At 40.8% G+C, this 15,115-nt stretch carries 29 protein-coding genes and 1 pseudogene; all 30 read left to right on the forward strand.

Translation table 11 applies throughout. The features are described 5' to 3' along the window. The first annotated feature begins 11 nt into the window (after window positions 1–11). Window positions 12–152, forward strand: a complete 141-nt coding sequence (locus tag QM406_RS04075) for a hypothetical protein (protein ID WP_000521611.1) — start codon at window positions 12–14, stop codon at window positions 150–152. Between the two features lie 37 nt (window positions 153–189). Continuing rightward, the gene (locus QM406_RS04080) at window positions 190–690 is read left to right on the forward strand and encodes a GNAT family N-acetyltransferase (protein WP_311522853.1); all 501 of its coding nucleotides are present in this window, start codon (window positions 190–192) and stop codon (window positions 688–690) included. 4 nt (window positions 691–694) lie between these two features. Beyond that, window positions 695–781: pseudogene (locus QM406_RS04085) on the forward strand (anaerobic ribonucleoside-triphosphate reductase activating protein); the annotation flags it as partial. Window positions 782–944: 163 nt separating this feature from the next. Further along, on the forward strand, window positions 945–1,085 hold the full coding sequence (locus tag QM406_RS04090) for a hypothetical protein (RefSeq protein ID WP_000521609.1): 141 nt from the start codon (window positions 945–947) through the stop codon (window positions 1,083–1,085). 37 nt (window positions 1,086–1,122) lie between these two features. Beyond that, entirely contained in the window at window positions 1,123–1,623 is a 501-nt protein-coding gene (locus QM406_RS04095) for a GNAT family N-acetyltransferase (RefSeq protein ID WP_075230998.1), read from the forward strand. Window positions 1,624–1,628: 5 nt separating this feature from the next. Beyond that, window positions 1,629–2,225 carry an anaerobic ribonucleoside-triphosphate reductase activating protein gene (nrdG, locus tag QM406_RS04100; protein WP_075230997.1) on the forward strand — a complete coding sequence of 199 codons (597 nt, stop codon included), beginning with the start codon at window positions 1,629–1,631 and terminating at the stop codon, window positions 2,223–2,225. Then, window positions 2,222–2,845, forward strand: coding sequence for a uridine kinase family protein (locus tag QM406_RS04105; protein ID WP_414273498.1), 624 nt, complete (start codon window positions 2,222–2,224; stop codon window positions 2,843–2,845). Before nrdG ends, QM406_RS04105 begins: the two co-directional genes overlap by 4 nt. A gap of 264 nt (window positions 2,846–3,109) precedes the next feature. After that, window positions 3,110–3,418 carry a 30S ribosomal protein S10 gene (gene rpsJ, locus QM406_RS04110; protein ID WP_001284513.1) on the forward strand — a complete coding sequence of 103 codons (309 nt, stop codon included), beginning with the start codon at window positions 3,110–3,112 and terminating at the stop codon, window positions 3,416–3,418. Window positions 3,419–3,500: 82 nt separating this feature from the next. After that, window positions 3,501–4,127 carry a 50S ribosomal protein L3 gene (gene rplC / locus QM406_RS04115; RefSeq protein WP_000160197.1) on the forward strand — a complete coding sequence of 209 codons (627 nt, stop codon included), beginning with the start codon at window positions 3,501–3,503 and terminating at the stop codon, window positions 4,125–4,127. Between the two features lie 24 nt (window positions 4,128–4,151). Further along, on the forward strand, window positions 4,152–4,775 hold the full coding sequence (gene rplD, locus QM406_RS04120; protein ID WP_000024549.1) for a 50S ribosomal protein L4: 624 nt from the start codon (window positions 4,152–4,154) through the stop codon (window positions 4,773–4,775). Continuing rightward, the gene (locus QM406_RS04125; protein ID WP_001055347.1) at window positions 4,775–5,071 is read left to right on the forward strand and encodes a 50S ribosomal protein L23; all 297 of its coding nucleotides are present in this window, start codon (window positions 4,775–4,777) and stop codon (window positions 5,069–5,071) included. The genes rplD and QM406_RS04125 overlap by 1 nt, the downstream gene beginning before the upstream one ends. 17 nt (window positions 5,072–5,088) lie before the next feature. After that, the gene (rplB, locus tag QM406_RS04130) at window positions 5,089–5,922 is read left to right on the forward strand and encodes a 50S ribosomal protein L2 (protein WP_000512914.1); all 834 of its coding nucleotides are present in this window, start codon (window positions 5,089–5,091) and stop codon (window positions 5,920–5,922) included. A gap of 104 nt (window positions 5,923–6,026) precedes the next feature. Beyond that, window positions 6,027–6,308: a 30S ribosomal protein S19 gene (rpsS, locus tag QM406_RS04135; RefSeq protein WP_000533766.1), complete on the forward strand. Its 282-nt coding sequence runs from the start codon at window positions 6,027–6,029 to the stop codon at window positions 6,306–6,308. An 11-nt stretch (window positions 6,309–6,319) separates the two neighbouring features. Next, window positions 6,320–6,664, forward strand: coding sequence for a 50S ribosomal protein L22 (gene rplV, locus QM406_RS04140; protein WP_000818137.1), 345 nt, complete (start codon window positions 6,320–6,322; stop codon window positions 6,662–6,664). 12 nt (window positions 6,665–6,676) lie between these two features. Then, entirely contained in the window at window positions 6,677–7,330 is a 654-nt protein-coding gene (rpsC, locus tag QM406_RS04145; protein ID WP_000529936.1) for a 30S ribosomal protein S3, read from the forward strand. Window positions 7,331–7,333: 3 nt separating this feature from the next. Next, complete coding sequence (rplP, locus tag QM406_RS04150; RefSeq protein ID WP_000960948.1) at window positions 7,334–7,747, forward strand: 50S ribosomal protein L16; 414 nt, start codon at window positions 7,334–7,336, stop codon at window positions 7,745–7,747. 9 nt (window positions 7,748–7,756) lie between these two features. After that, window positions 7,757–7,963, forward strand: coding sequence for a 50S ribosomal protein L29 (gene rpmC, locus QM406_RS04155; protein ID WP_000772918.1), 207 nt, complete (start codon window positions 7,757–7,759; stop codon window positions 7,961–7,963). A gap of 24 nt (window positions 7,964–7,987) precedes the next feature. Next, window positions 7,988–8,248, forward strand: coding sequence for a 30S ribosomal protein S17 (gene rpsQ, locus QM406_RS04160; RefSeq protein WP_000440801.1), 261 nt, complete (start codon window positions 7,988–7,990; stop codon window positions 8,246–8,248). Window positions 8,249–8,273: 25 nt separating this feature from the next. Continuing rightward, window positions 8,274–8,642, forward strand: a complete 369-nt coding sequence (gene rplN / locus QM406_RS04165; protein WP_000616548.1) for a 50S ribosomal protein L14 — start codon at window positions 8,274–8,276, stop codon at window positions 8,640–8,642. A gap of 83 nt (window positions 8,643–8,725) precedes the next feature. Then, window positions 8,726–9,031, forward strand: a complete 306-nt coding sequence (gene rplX / locus QM406_RS04170) for a 50S ribosomal protein L24 (protein ID WP_000497691.1) — start codon at window positions 8,726–8,728, stop codon at window positions 9,029–9,031. A 23-nt stretch (window positions 9,032–9,054) separates the two neighbouring features. Continuing rightward, the gene (rplE, locus tag QM406_RS04175; protein WP_000013542.1) at window positions 9,055–9,597 is read left to right on the forward strand and encodes a 50S ribosomal protein L5; all 543 of its coding nucleotides are present in this window, start codon (window positions 9,055–9,057) and stop codon (window positions 9,595–9,597) included. 17 nt (window positions 9,598–9,614) lie between these two features. Then, entirely contained in the window at window positions 9,615–9,800 is a 186-nt protein-coding gene (locus tag QM406_RS04180) for a type Z 30S ribosomal protein S14 (RefSeq protein ID WP_001085699.1), read from the forward strand. Window positions 9,801–10,083: 283 nt separating this feature from the next. After that, on the forward strand, window positions 10,084–10,482 hold the full coding sequence (gene rpsH, locus QM406_RS04185) for a 30S ribosomal protein S8 (RefSeq protein ID WP_000245504.1): 399 nt from the start codon (window positions 10,084–10,086) through the stop codon (window positions 10,480–10,482). Between the two features lie 185 nt (window positions 10,483–10,667). Further along, window positions 10,668–11,204, forward strand: coding sequence for a 50S ribosomal protein L6 (rplF, locus tag QM406_RS04190; RefSeq protein WP_000086625.1), 537 nt, complete (start codon window positions 10,668–10,670; stop codon window positions 11,202–11,204). An 83-nt stretch (window positions 11,205–11,287) separates the two neighbouring features. Further along, the gene (gene rplR, locus QM406_RS04195) at window positions 11,288–11,644 is read left to right on the forward strand and encodes a 50S ribosomal protein L18 (RefSeq protein WP_000624044.1); all 357 of its coding nucleotides are present in this window, start codon (window positions 11,288–11,290) and stop codon (window positions 11,642–11,644) included. A gap of 17 nt (window positions 11,645–11,661) precedes the next feature. Then, entirely contained in the window at window positions 11,662–12,156 is a 495-nt protein-coding gene (gene rpsE / locus QM406_RS04200; RefSeq protein WP_000874203.1) for a 30S ribosomal protein S5, read from the forward strand. Between the two features lie 13 nt (window positions 12,157–12,169). Beyond that, window positions 12,170–12,352 (forward strand): 50S ribosomal protein L30, encoded by a 183-nt coding sequence (gene rpmD / locus QM406_RS04205; protein WP_000057243.1) that lies wholly within the window; start codon window positions 12,170–12,172, stop codon window positions 12,350–12,352. Window positions 12,353–12,498: 146 nt separating this feature from the next. Continuing rightward, complete coding sequence (gene rplO / locus QM406_RS04210) at window positions 12,499–12,939, forward strand: 50S ribosomal protein L15 (RefSeq protein ID WP_000766079.1); 441 nt, start codon at window positions 12,499–12,501, stop codon at window positions 12,937–12,939. Window positions 12,940–12,951: 12 nt separating this feature from the next. After that, window positions 12,952–14,262, forward strand: coding sequence for a preprotein translocase subunit SecY (secY, locus tag QM406_RS04215; protein ID WP_075230994.1), 1,311 nt, complete (start codon window positions 12,952–12,954; stop codon window positions 14,260–14,262). Between the two features lie 155 nt (window positions 14,263–14,417). Continuing rightward, a complete protein-coding gene (locus tag QM406_RS04220; RefSeq protein ID WP_075230993.1) occupies window positions 14,418–15,056 on the forward strand; it encodes an adenylate kinase in 639 nt (212 codons plus the stop codon). Window positions 15,057–15,115 lie beyond the last annotated feature (59 nt).

A 15,115-nucleotide genomic window follows, 5' to 3' on the forward strand; every position in this document is an offset into this window, starting at 1 on the left:
AAAGAGATAGCATGGGAAAATATCAATTAGACGATAAGGGTAAGGCCTTGGTTCAACGATTCCACGAAAAGCATTCAAAGGGTGGAGTCAATAAAAAAGATCGAGTAGCCAGCCTTAGAGAACAATTTTTAAATAAGAACAAGAAAAAGTGAGAGTCCCCTCTCACTTTTCTCATAGCGGGAGGTAAAGATGATATTACGCAGACCAACATTGGCAGATAAAGAAACAGTTTTGGAGATGATGGCAGAGTTTGAACAGACTCAATCAGCCCACGATGGTGGCTTTTGGAATGCTGAGGGTTTTATTTACGAAGAGTGGTTGGAAAGTAACCAGAATCATGAAATGGGGATTAATTTGCCTGAAGGGTGGGTGCCTGATATTCAGTTAGTTGCTTTTGCAAAAGATGGTAAAGCAGTTGGATTCCTCAACCTTCGATTGCGTCTCAATGACTTCTTATTGGAAGAAGGTGGTCATATTGGCTATTCCATCCGACCGTCTGAAAGAGGCAAAGGTTATGCTAAGGAAGCTCTCCGTCAGGGCTTGCAAGTTGCTAAGGAAAAGAACATCCATCGTGCTCTTGTGACTTGTAGCACAGAAAATCTAGCAAGCCGAGCTGTTATCTTGGCTAATGGTGGAGAGTTGGAGGATGTTCGAAATGTAACGGAGCGCTATTGGATAGACTTGGAGTAGAAGTATGACATGGAATACACCAAAACCAGGCGAGTGGAAGAGTGAGGAACTTAGTCAAGGGCGTATCATTGACTATAAGGCTTTTAACTTTAAACAGTAGATGTTGTTAAACGAACCTGTGGTTATCTTGGGAATCCACAAGCTCGTCCGATGGTTAATGGTCGTCACAAGGAAATTGCTGCGCGTGTCAAACACATGAACGGTTCTACTATCAAAACAGCAGGACATGAAGTAAGAAGTTAGAAAGAGATAGCATGGGAAAATATCAATTAGATGATAAGGGCAAGGCCTTGGTTCAACGGTTCCACGAGAAACATTCAAAAGGTGGAGGCAATAAAAAAGACCGAGTGGCTAGCCTAAGAGAGCAATTTTTAAATAAGAATAAGAAAAAGTGAGAGTCCGCTCTCGCTTTTCTCTTAGTTGGAGGTAAAGATGATATTACGCAGACCAAGATTGGCAGATAAAGAAACAATTTTAGAGATGATGTCAGAGTTTGAGCAGACTCAATCAGCCCACAATGGAGGATTTTGGGATACTGAGAACTTTGACTATGAAAAGTGGTTGGAAACTAGCCATAATAAAGAAATGGGAATAGGATTGCTGGAAAATCGCGTTCCATCAATTCAGTTCGTATTGTTTGATGAATCAGGCCATGCTTTAGGTTTTTTAAATTTACGGTTGAGACTGAATGAGGGTTTACTGAATTATGCTGGCCATATTGGCTATTCTATCCGCCCTTCCGAAAGAGGCAAAGGATATGCCAAGGAAGCTCTCCGTCAAGGTCTACAAGTGGCTAAAGAAAAGAACATCCATCGTGCTCTGGTGAATTGTAGCGCGGAAAATCCAGCAAGCCGAGCTGTTATCTTAGCTAATGGTGGAGAGTTGGAGGATGTTCGAAATGGAACGGAGCGCTATTGGATAGAGTTGGAGTAGAAAGCATGACATGGAATACACCAAAACCAGGCGAGTGGAAGAGTGAGGAGCTTAGTCAAGGGCGTATCATTGACTATAAGGCTTTTAACTTTGTGGATGGAGAAGGGGTGCGCAATTCTCTCTATGTAGCCGGCTGCATGTTTCACTGTGAGGGCTGTTACAATGTAGCGACCTGGTCTTTCAATGCAGGAATTCCTTATACGCCAGAATTGGAAGAACAAATCATGGCAGACTTAGCCCAGCCCTATGTTCAAGGATTGACTTTGCTAGGAGGAGAGCCATTCCTCAATACAGGTATTCTTTTGCCCCTTGTAAAACGCATTCGAAAGGAATTGCCAGAAAAAGACATCTGGTCTTGGACAGGCTACACTTGGGAAGAAATGATGCTGGAAACTCCAGATAAGCTAGAGCTTTTATCTATGATTGATATCCTGGTCGATGGTCGCTATGATCGGAGCAAGAGAAATCTTATGCTTCAATTCCGCGGCTCTTCCAATCAACGAATTATCGATGTACAAAAGTCTCTCCAAAGTGGAAAGGTAGTCATTTGGGACAAGCTTAACGATGGAAAAGAAAGCTATGAACAGGTGAAGAGAGAATGAAGAAAAAAGAATTAATAGAAAGACTAGTATCAGAAATAGAGTCGGGAAAAGTAAAAACGCTGGGTATCTACGGTCACGGCGCTTCAGGAAAATCAACTTTTGCTCAAGAATTGTACCAAATATTGGATGCTGAAAAGGTAAATTTACTAGAGACAGATCCCTATATTACTTCGGGACGACATTTAGTAGTACCTAAAGAGATACCAGACCAAAAGGTGACAGCATGTTTACCGGTAGCGCATGAGCTGGCAAGTTTACAAAGAGATATTCTTGCTCTGCAAGCGGGTATGGACATCTTGACAATTGAGGAACCTTGGAAGGCTAGCGAGATCTTATCTGGAGCAAAACCAATTCTGATAGTCGAAGGGATGTCTGTGGGTTTTCTACCCAAGGAACTCTTTGACAAAACCATTTGTTTCTACACAGATGAGGAGACCGAATTAAAGAGACGTCTAGCTCGAGATATGACTGTGAGAAATGGCGATGCATCCATTATATTGGCTAGTCAGCAGATGAGACGAGAGCAGTATCTACAATACTATAAAGAAACCGAGTCAAGAGCTGATATCTTGGTAGATCAATCAGATGATAAATTTCAAATTAAAACTAACATTATATAGAAGAAAAGACAGATAATCTAGCACTTAAATATGAAAATTTATTAAAATGGAATAAGAAAACAGTTTCATCTAAAAAATTTAAAAAAACCTGTCAAATCCCTTGCAATCGCAGGGGCTTTGTGTTATTCTATTATGGTGCTGTAAATTACAGCTTTAGCTTTGATGCAAGAGGTTGCGACACGCTCGGTTGCATTGCCACGCAACGCGCGTCGGTTTTCTTGTGGAGCTAGCCTATTATCTTAAATAGACGAAAAGGAGAAAAAGATGGCAAACAAAAAAATCCGTATCCGTTTGAAAGCTTACGAACACCGTACGCTTGACACAGCGGCTGCAAAAATCGTAGAATCAGCTACTCGTACAGGTGCACAAGTTGCGGGTCCAATCCCACTTCCAACTGAGCGTAGCCTCTACACAATCATTCGTGCGACTCACAAATACAAAGACTCTCGCGAACAATTTGAAATGCGTACACACAAACGTTTGATCGATATCGTTAACCCAACTCAAAAAACAGTTGACGCTTTGATGAAATTGGATCTTCCAAGTGGTGTAAACGTAGAAATCAAACTTTAATTTAAAGCTTGATAACTTGAGCATAAAAAACGCTCGTTAAAAACTTTTTGAATAAAAAATATAGAAAAGGAACTATTTTCTCATGACAAAAGGAATCTTAGGGAAAAAAGTGGGAATGACTCAAATCTTCACTGAAGCTGGCGAATTGATCCCTGTAACAGTTATTGAAGCAACTCCAAACGTTGTTCTTCAAGTTAAAACTGTTGAAACAGACGGATACAACGCTATCCAAGTTGGTTTCGATGACAAACGCGAAGTATTGAGCAACAAACCTGCTAAAGGACATGTAGCAAAAGCTAACACGGCTCCTAAGCGCTTCATTCGTGAATTCAAAAACGTTGAAGGCTTGGAAGTTGGTGCTGAAATCACAGTTGAAACTTTCGCAGCTGGAGATGTTGTTGACGTAACTGGTACTTCTAAAGGTAAAGGTTTCCAAGGTGTTATCAAACGCCACGGACAATCACGTGGACCTATGGCTCACGGTTCTCGTTACCACCGTCGTCCAGGTTCTATGGGACCTGTTGCACCTAACCGCGTATTCAAAGGTAAAAACCTTGCAGGACGTATGGGTGGCGACCGTGTAACAATTCAAAACCTTGAAGTTGTACAAGTTGTTCCAGAAAAGAACGTTATCCTTATCAAAGGTAACGTACCAGGTGCTAAGAAATCTCTTATCACTATCAAATCAGCAGTTAAAGCTGGTAAATAATAAGGAAAGGGGAATACAGTCAAAATGGCAAATGTAACATTATTCGACCAAACTGGTAAACAAGCGGGCGAAGTTGTTCTTAACGATGCAATCTTTGGTATCGAACCAAACCAATCTGTTGTGTTTGATGTCATCATCAGCCAACGTGCTAGCCTTCGTCAAGGAACTCACGCTGTTAAAAACCGTTCAGCCGTTTCAGGTGGCGGACGCAAACCATGGCGTCAAAAAGGAACTGGACGTGCTCGTCAAGGTTCTATCCGCTCTCCACAATGGCGTGGTGGTGGAATTGTCTTCGGACCAACTCCACGTAGCTATGCGTACAAACTTCCTCAAAAAGTTCGTCGCCTTGCACTAAAATCTGTTTACTCAGAAAAAGTTGCTGAAAACAAATTTGTAGCCGTTGATTCTCTTGAATTTACAGCTCCAAAAACTGCTGAATTTGCAAAAGTTCTTGCAGCTTTGAGCATCGATTCTAAAGTCCTTGTTATTCTTGAAGAAGGAAACGAATTCGCAGCTCTTTCAGCTCGTAACCTTCCAAACGTGAAAGTTGCGACTGCTACAACTGCAAGTGTTCTTGACATCGCAAATAGTGACAAACTTCTTGTTACTCAAGCAGCTATCTCTAAAATCGAGGAGGTTCTTGCATAATGAATTTGTATGATGTTATCAAAAAACCTGTTATCACTGAAAGCTCAATGGCTCAACTTGAAGCAGGCAAATATGTATTTGAAGTTGACACTCGTGCGCACAAACTTTTGATCAAGCAAGCTGTTGAAGCTGCTTTCGAAGGTGTTAAAGTTGCAAATGTTAACACAATCAACGTAAAACCTAAAGCTAAACGTGTTGGACGTTACACTGGTTTTACTAACAAAACTAAAAAAGCTATCATCACACTTACAGCTGATTCAAAAGCAATCGAGTTGTTTGCTGCTGAAGCTGAATAATCTAAGGAGGAAATATCGTGGGAATTCGTGTTTATAAACCAACAACAAACGGTCGCCGTAATATGACTTCTTTGGATTTCGCTGAAATCACAACAAGCACACCTGAAAAAACTTTGCTTGTTGCTTTGAAGAACAAGGCTGGTCGTAACAACAACGGTCGTATCACAGTTCGTCACCAAGGTGGTGGACACAAACGTTTCTACCGTTTGGTTGACTTTAAACGTAACAAAGATAACGTTGAAGCAGTTGTTAAAACTATCGAGTACGATCCAAACCGTTCTGCAAACATCGCTCTTGTACACTACACTGACGGTGTGAAAGCATACATCATCGCTCCAAAAGGTCTTGAAGTTGGTCAACGTATCGTTTCAGGTCCTGAAGCAGATATCAAAGTAGGTAACGCTCTTCCACTTGCTAACATCCCAGTTGGTACTTTGGTCCACAACATTGAGTTGAAACCAGGTCGTGGTGGTGAATTGGTTCGTGCTGCTGGAGCTTCTGCTCAAGTATTGGGACAAGAAGGTAAATACGTTCTTGTTCGTCTTCAATCAGGCGAAGTTCGTATGATTCTTGGAACTTGTCGTGCTACAGTTGGTGTTGTCGGAAACGAACAACATGGACTTGTAAACCTTGGTAAAGCAGGACGTAGCCGTTGGAAAGGTATCCGTCCAACAGTTCGTGGTTCTGTAATGAACCCTAACGATCACCCACACGGTGGTGGTGAAGGTAAAGCACCAGTTGGTCGTAAAGCACCATCTACTCCATGGGGCAAACCTGCTCTTGGTCTTAAAACTCGTAACAAGAAAGCGAAATCTGACAAACTTATCGTTCGTCGTCGCAACGAGAAATAATTTAAAACTAGTCGCTTAAGCAACTAGGAAATTCCGCCAGCTCGGTAGCGCTCCTTGTGAGCGCAAGCCGCTGTGGTACAAAATTTAAAGGAGAAAATATAAAAATGGGACGCAGTCTTAAAAAAGGACCTTTCGTCGATGAGCATTTGATGAAAAAAGTTGAAGCTCAAGCTAACGATGAAAAGAAAAAAGTTATCAAAACTTGGTCACGTCGTTCAACGATCTTCCCAAGTTTCATTGGTTACACAATCGCAGTTTATGATGGACGTAAACACGTACCTGTTTACATCCAAGAAGACATGGTAGGTCACAAACTTGGTGAATTCGCACCAACTCGTACTTACAAAGGTCACGCCGCAGACGACAAGAAGACACGTAGAAAATAAGGAGAACATAAATGGCAGAAATTACTTCAGCTAAAGCAATGGCTCGCACAGTACGTGTTTCACCTCGTAAATCACGTCTTGTTCTTGACAACATCCGTGGTAAAAGCGTAGCCGATGCAATCGCAATTTTGACATTCACTCCAAACAAAGCTGCTGAAATCATCTTGAAAGTTTTGAACTCAGCTGTAGCTAACGCTGAAAACAACTTTGGTTTGGATAAAGCTAACTTGGTAGTATCTGAAGCATTCGCAAACGAAGGACCAACTATGAAACGTTTCCGTCCACGTGCGAAAGGTTCAGCTTCACCAATCAACAAACGTACAGCTCACATCACTGTAGCTGTTGCAGAAAAATAAGGAGGTAAAATCGTGGGTCAAAAAGTACATCCAATTGGTATGCGTGTCGGCATCATCCGTGATTGGGATGCCAAATGGTATGCTGAAAAAGAATACGCGGATTACCTTCATGAAGATCTTGCAATCCGTAAATTCGTTCAAAAAGAACTTGCTGACGCAGCTGTTTCAACTATTGAAATTGAACGCGCAGTAAACAAAGTTAACGTTTCACTTCACACTGCTAAACCAGGTATGGTTATCGGTAAAGGTGGTGCTAACGTTGATGCACTCCGTGCTAAACTTAACAAATTGACTGGAAAACAAGTACACATCAACATCATCGAAATCAAACAACCTGATTTGGATGCTCACCTTGTAGGTGAAGGAATTGCTCGTCAATTGGAGCAACGTGTTGCTTTCCGTCGTGCACAAAAACAAGCAATCCAACGTGCTATGCGTGCTGGAGCTAAAGGAATCAAAACTCAAGTATCAGGTCGTTTGAACGGTGCAGATATCGCCCGTGCTGAAGGATACTCTGAAGGAACTGTTCCACTTCACACACTTCGTGCAGATATCGATTATGCTTGGGAAGAAGCAGACACTACATACGGTAAACTTGGTGTTAAAGTATGGATCTACCGTGGTGAAGTTCTTCCAGCTCGTAAAAACACTAAAGGAGGTAAATAACCAATGTTAGTACCTAAACGTGTTAAACACCGTCGTGAATTCCGTGGTAAAATGCGCGGTGAAGCTAAAGGTGGAAAAGAAGTAGCATTCGGTGAATACGGTCTTCAAGCTACAACTAGCCACTGGATCACTAACCGCCAAATCGAAGCTGCTCGTATCGCCATGACTCGTTACATGAAACGTGGTGGTAAAGTTTGGATTAAAATCTTCCCACACAAATCATACACAGCTAAAGCTATCGGGGTTCGTATGGGATCTGGTAAAGGGGCACCTGAAGGTTGGGTAGCACCAGTTAAACGTGGTAAAGTAATGTTTGAAGTTGCTGGTGTATCTGAAGAGATCGCTCGCGAAGCGCTTCGTCTTGCAAGCCACAAATTGCCAGTTAAATGTAAATTCGTAAAACGTGAAGCAGAATAAGGAGAAGGCATGAAACTTAATGAAGTAAAAGAATTTGTTAAAGAACTTCGTGGTCTTTCTCAAGAAGAACTCGCGAAGCGCGAAAACGAATTGAAAAAAGAATTGTTTGAACTTCGTTTCCAAGCTGCTACTGGTCAATTAGAACAAACAGCTCGCTTGAAAGAAGTTAAAAAACAAATCGCTCGTATCAAAACAGTTCAATCTGAAGCGAAATAATAGACTAGGGAAGGAGAAATTTCAATGGAACGCAATAATCGTAAAGTTCTTGTTGGACGTGTTGTATCTGACAAAATGGACAAGACAATCACAGTTGTAGTTGAAACAAAACGTAACCACCCAGTCTATGGTAAACGTATTAACTACTCTAAAAAATACAAAGCACATGATGAAAACAATGTTGCCAAAGAAGGCGATATCGTACGTATCATGGAAACTCGTCCGCTTTCAGCTACAAAACGTTTCCGTCTTGTAGAAGTCGTTGAAGAAGCGGTTATCATCTAATCAAACCTGAAAGGAGAAAACTGAAATGATTCAAACAGAAACTCGTTTGAAAGTCGCAGACAACAGCGGTGCACGCGAAATCTTGACTATCAAAGTTCTTGGTGGTTCTAAACGTAAATTTGCGAACATCGGTGATGTTATTGTGGCATCTGTAAAACAAGCTACTCCTGGTGGTGCGGTTAAAAAAGGTGACGTTGTTAAAGCAGTTATCGTTCGTACTAAATCAGGTGCTCGTCGTGCTGATGGTTCATACATCAAATTTGATGAAAACGCAGCAGTTATCATCCGTGAAGATAAAACTCCTCGCGGAACACGTATCTTTGGTCCAGTTGCACGTGAATTGCGTGAAGGTGGCTTCATGAAGATCGTGTCACTTGCTCCAGAAGTACTTTAATTTTCACAGAGCAAAAACAAACAAACACAGTCCCCTGGCTTAGCCAGGGTGCCCATTGGGCGTAAGAATAAAAGGAGAAAAAAATGTTTGTAAAAAAAGGCGACAAAGTTCGCGTAATCGCTGGTAAAGATAAGGGAACAGAAGCTGTTGTCCTTACTGCCCTTCCAAAAGTAAACAAAGTTATCGTTGAAGGTGTTAACATCGTTAAGAAACACCAACGTCCAACTAACGAACTTCCTCAAGGTGGTATCATCGAGAAGGAAGCGGCTATCCACGTATCAAACGTTCAAGTTTTGGACAAAAACGGTGTAGCTGGTCGTGTTGGTTACAAATTTGTAGACGGTAAAAAAGTTCGCTACAACAAAAAATCAGGCGAAGTGCTTGATTAATCACGAAGGAAAGGAGAAGTATAATGGCAAATCGTTTAAAAGAAAAATATCTTAATGAAGTAGTTCCTGCTTTGACAGAACAATTCAACTACTCATCAGTGATGGCTGTGCCTAAAGTAGATAAGATCGTTTTGAACATGGGTGTTGGTGAAGCTGTATCAAACGCTAAAAGCCTTGAAAAAGCTGCTGAAGAATTGGCGCTTATCTCAGGTCAAAAACCACTTATCACTAAAGCTAAAAAATCAATCGCCGGCTTCCGTCTTCGTGAAGGTGTTGCGATCGGTGCAAAAGTTACCCTTCGTGGTGAACGTATGTACGAATTCTTGGATAAATTGGTTTCAGTTTCACTTCCACGTGTGCGTGACTTCCATGGTGTTCCAACAAAATCATTTGATGGACGCGGAAACTACACACTTGGTGTGAAAGAACAATTGATCTTCCCAGAAATCAACTTTGATGACGTTGACAAAACTCGTGGTCTTGACATCGTTATCGTAACTACTGCTAACACTGACGAAGAGTCACGTGCATTGCTTACAGGCCTTGGAATGCCTTTTGCAAAATAATATAGGAGGTATAACTAATGGCTAAAAAATCTATGATTGCTAAGAACAAACGCCCAGCGAAGTTCTCTACTCAAGCATACACTCGCTGTGAACGTTGTGGACGTCCACACTCAGTTTACCGCAAGTTTAAACTTTGCCGTGTTTGCTTCCGTGAATTGGCATATAAAGGTCAAATCCCTGGTGTAACAAAAGCATCTTGGTAATTTAAGATATCAAGGGCGTCAAAACTCCAAGTGAAATAGGAAACTTGACGAAGAAACTTTAGTTTCTAGAAAAGTTTATCTTTTTCACACAGAGTTTAGCCCGGGTTCAGTTGGGCTTGCCAATTTGAACACGAGCTACAGCTTTGGCAAAAAAGATCAATTTGCTTTGGAGCATCGCTCCTGCATCAAATTGCCTATTTTTGCTCTTGCTGTTACGCTCTTTGTATCATGTATTAACTAGCAAGTGCAACTTGCAAACTACTAGTAAGAGGAGAAAAATAAAATGGTTATGACTGACCCAATCGCAGACTTCCTAACTCGTATTCGTAACGCTAACCAAGCAAAACACGAAGTACTTGAAGTACCTGCATCAAACATCAAAAAAGGGATTGCTGAAATCCTTAAACGCGAAGGTTTTGTTAAGAACGTAGAAATCATCGAAGATGACAAACAAGGCATCATCCGTGTATTCCTTAAATACGGACCAAACGGTGAAAAAGTTATCACAAACTTGAAACGTGTTTCTAAACCAGGACTTCGTGTCTACAAAAAACGTGAAGACCTTCCAAAAGTACTTAACGGTCTTGGAATTGCTATCCTTTCAACTTCTGAAGGTTTGCTTACTGATAAAGAAGCACGCCAAAAGAACGTTGGTGGAGAAGTTATCGCTTACGTTTGGTAATATTTAACTCCCAATTTCTTTGTGACTCGTCGTTATCGTGTTGCCTAACCCAAAGTTATTTCTGCGAGACGATGCCTAGATTCACTTTGAAATTGAAACCTAAATGTTCCTTCAAATCGAGAAATCGATTTACCCCCGTGAAAACTGGCCAACATGGCCTGACAATTTAACAGGAGAATAAAAACATGTCACGTATTGGTAATAAAGTTATCGTGTTGCCTGCTGGTGTTGAAATCACTAACAATGACAACGTTGTAACTGTAAAAGGACCTAAAGGAGAACTTACTCGTGAGTTCTCAAAAGATATTGAAATTCGTGTGGAAGGTACTGAAGTAACTCTTCACCGTCCAAACGATTCAAAAGAAATGAAAACTATCCACGGAACTACTCGTGCTCTTTTGAACAACATGGTTATTGGTGTATCAGAAGGATTCAAGAAACAACTTGAAATGCGTGGGGTTGGTTACCGTGCACAACTTCAAGGATCAAAACTTGTTTTGGCTGTTGGTAAATCACATCCAGACGAAGTTGAAGCTCCAGAAGGAATTACTTTTGAACTTCCAAACCCAACAACAATCGTTGTTAGCGGAATTTCAAAAGAAGTAGTTGGTCAAACAGCTGCTTACGTACGTAGCCTTCGTTCACCAGAACCTTACAAAGGTAAAGGTATCCGTTACGTTGGCGAATATGTTCGTCTTAAAGAAGGTAAAACAGGTAAATAATATTGAGTGGTTGATTTTCAGCCACCAATATCATTTCCAACTTTGTGCATAGCACACGATTTAAAACTAAAGAGGTGAAAACTGTGATTTCTAAACCAGATAAAAACAAACTCCGCCAAAAACGCCACCGTCGCGTTCGCGGAAAACTCTCTGGAACTGCTGATCGCCCACGTTTGAACGTATTCCGTTCTAATACAGGCATCTACGCTCAAGTTATTGATGACGTAGCGGGTGTAACGCTCGCAAGTGCTTCAACTCTTGACAAAGAAGTTTCAAAAGGAACAAAAACTGAACAAGCCGTTGCTGTCGGTAAACTCGTTGCAGAACGTGCAAACGCTAAAGGTATTTCAGAAGTGGTGTTCGACCGCGGTGGATATCTATATCACGGACGTGTGAAAGCTTTGGCTGATGCAGCTCGTGAAAACGGATTGAAATTCTAATAGGAGGACACTAGAAAATGGCATTTAAAGACAATGCAGTTGAATTAGAAGAACGCGTAGTTGCTGTTAACCGTGTTACTAAAGTTGTTAAAGGTGGACGTCGTCTTCGTTTTGCAGCTCTTGTAGTCGTTGGTGACCACAACGGTCGCGTAGGATTTGGTACTGGTAAAGCTCAAGAAGTTCCAGAAGCAATCCGCAAAGCAGTAGAAGATGCTAAGAAAAACTTGATCGAAGTTCCTATGGTTGGAACAACAATCCCACACGAAGTTATTTCAGAATTCGGTGGAGCTAAAGTATTGTTGAAACCAGCTGTAGAAGGTTCTGGAGTTGCCGCTGGTGGTGCTGTTCGTGCCGTTATCGAGTTGGCAGGTGTAGCTGATGTTACATCTAAATCTCTTGGCTCAAATACTCCAATCAACATTGTTCGTGCAACTGTTGAAGGTTTGAAACAATTGAAACGCGCTGAAGAAGTTGCTGCCCTTCGTGGTATTTCAGTTTCTGATTTGGCATAAGAAAGGGGATAAAATGGCTCAAATTAAAATTACTTTGACTAAGTCTCCAATCGGACGCATTCCATCACAACGTAAAACTGTTGTAGCACTTGGACTTGGCAAATTGAACAGCTCTGTTATTAAAGAAGATAACCCAGCAGTACGTGGTATGATCACTGCAGTATCTCACTTGGTAACAGTTGAAGAAGTAAACTAATTAAATTTTAGGGGATGTGCAGTATACCATCCCCTAAAACTAGATATAGTCATCTTTGATGACAAACGTATAGGCGAGTTGATAGGAGAGACAACCTTTTCTCTCTTATCGGCGCTAGCATTTTACAAAAGAGGAGAAAATATATAATGAAACTTCATGAATTGAAACCTGCAGAAGGTTCTCGTAAAACTCGTAACCGTGTTGGTCGTGGTACTTCATCAGGTAACGGTAAAACATCTGGTCGTGGTCAAAAAGGTCAAAAAGCTCGTAGCGGTGGTGGAGTACGCCTTGGTTTTGAAGGTGGACAAACTCCATTGTTCCGTCGTCTTCCAAAACGTGGATTCACTAACATCAACGCTAAAGAATACGCAATTGTTAACCTTGACCAATTGAACGTCTTTGAAGATGGTGCAGAAGTAACTCCAGTTGTTCTTATCGAATCAGGAATTGTTAAAGCTGAAAAATCAGGTATCAAAATTCTTGGTAACGGTGAGTTGACTAAGAAATTGTCTGTAAAAGCAGCTAAATTCTCTAAATCAGCTGAAGAAGCTATCACTGCTAAAGGTGGTTCAGTAGAAGTCATCTAAGAGAGGTGACCTATGTTTTTTAAATTATTGAGAGAAGCCTTCAAAGTCAAGCAAGTTCGATCAAAAATTCTTTTTACAATTTTTATCGTCTTTGTCTTCCGTATCGGGACTAGCATTACGGTTCCATGGGTGAATGCCAATAGCTTGAATGCTTTGAGTGGTCTATCTTTTCTAAATATGTTAAGTTTGGTGTCTGGTAATGCCATGAAAAACTTTTCAGTTTTTGCACTTGGTGTTAGTCCATACATTACTGCTTCTATCGTTGTCCAACTCTTACAAATGGATTTATTACCGAAGTTTGTAGAGTGGGGCAAACAAGGGGAAGTTGGTCGTAGAAAGTTGAACCAGGCAACTCGATATATTGCCCTTGTTCTTGCATTCGTGCAATCTGTCGGAATTACTGCTGGTTTTAATGCTTTATCTGGAGCCAAACTTTTGACTGTTCCTCTAACACCACAAGTTTTCCTTGTGATTGGAGCAATCCTAACAGCGGGTAGTATGATTGTAACTTGGTTGGGAGAGCAAATTACTGATAAGGGTTATGGAAATGGTGTTTCCATGATTATCTTTGCGGGGATTGTTGCTTCAATTCCTGATATGATCAAGGGGATTTATGTTGACTACTTTGTCAATGTACCAAGCAGTCGCTTGACTTCATCCCTCATTTTTGTTGCTATCTTAATTGTAGCAGTCTTATTGATTGTTTACTTTACAACTTATGTTCAACAAGCTGAATATAAGATACCAATTCAGTATACTAAGGTAGCACAAGGAGCACCATCAAGTTCCTATCTTCCATTGAAGATTAACCCTGCAGGAGTTATTCCAGTTATCTTTGCTAGCTCAATTACAGCAGCACCAGCGGCAATTTTACAATTTGTAAGTGCATCTGGTCTTGATTGGGCCTGGGTACGTAGTGCTCAGGAGTTACTATCTACAACAGCCCCTACAGGTATCGCTTTGTACGCTCTGTTGATTATCCTCTTTACATTCTTCTATACATTTGTACAGATTAATCCAGAGAAGGCAGCAGAAAATTTGCAAAAGAGCGGTGCTTATATCCACGGTGTCCGTCCTGGTAAAGGGACAGAAGAGTATATGTCAAAACTTCTTCGTCGTCTCGCAACAGTCGGTTCCCTCTTCCTAGGTGTCATTTCTATTTTACCTATTGTAGCTAAGGATTTATTCGGTCTTTCAGAAGTCGTTGCTTTTGGGGGAACAAGTCTTTTGATCATTATCTCAACAGGTATTGAAGGAATTAAACAATTGGAAGGTTATTTATTGAAACGTAAGTATGTTGGTTTCATGAATACAACAGAATAATTGTAATAGAAAAGAAAATTCACTATTGCTCAGAGAGTGGAGTTTAAAAATCAAAGACCTTGTCAGATTTTTATCTCCTCTCTTCTATTTTGTTTTTAAATAGGAGTTGAAATGAATTTTTGCTTCTATTTAAAAACAAAAAAGGAGTTTGAATCATGAATCTTTTGATTATGGGCTTACCTGGTGCAGGTAAGGGTACACAAGCAGCAAAAATTGTTGAACAATTTCATGTTGCTCATATCTCAACAGGTGATATGTTCCGTGCGGCAATGGCTAACCAAACTGAAATGGGTGTCTTAGCTAAGTCTTATATCGACAAAGGCGAGTTGGTTCCAGATGAAGTTACAAATGGTATTGTGAAAGAGCGTCTTTCACAAGATGACATTAAAGAAACTGGTTTCTTGTTGGACGGATACCCACGTACAATTGAGCAAGCTCATGCCTTGGATAAAACTTTAGCTGAATTAGGGATTGAACTTGAAGGTGTTATTAACATCGAAGTAAATCCAGATTGCCTTTTGGAGCGTTTGAGTGGTCGTATCATTCACCGTGAAACTGGTGAAACTTTCCATAAAGTTTTCAACCCACCAGTTGACTACAAAGAAGAAGACTATTACCAACGTGAAGATGACAAACCTGAAACAGTAAAACGTCGTTTGGATGTTAATATTTCCCAAGGTGAACCAATTATTGCCCACTATCGTGCAAAAGGTTTGGTACATGATATCGAAGGTAACCAAGATATCAATGATGTCTTTGCAGATATCGAAAAAGTATTGACAAAATTGAAATAAAAGCGTTTTTCATGCTTGCAAAATGTCTCTACAAATGTTATACTGAGTTAGTCTGACTT

Origin of the sequence: Streptococcus infantis, assembly GCF_047465035.1 — a bacterium.
GTDB lineage: Bacteria > Bacillota > Bacilli > Lactobacillales > Streptococcaceae > Streptococcus > Streptococcus infantis_T.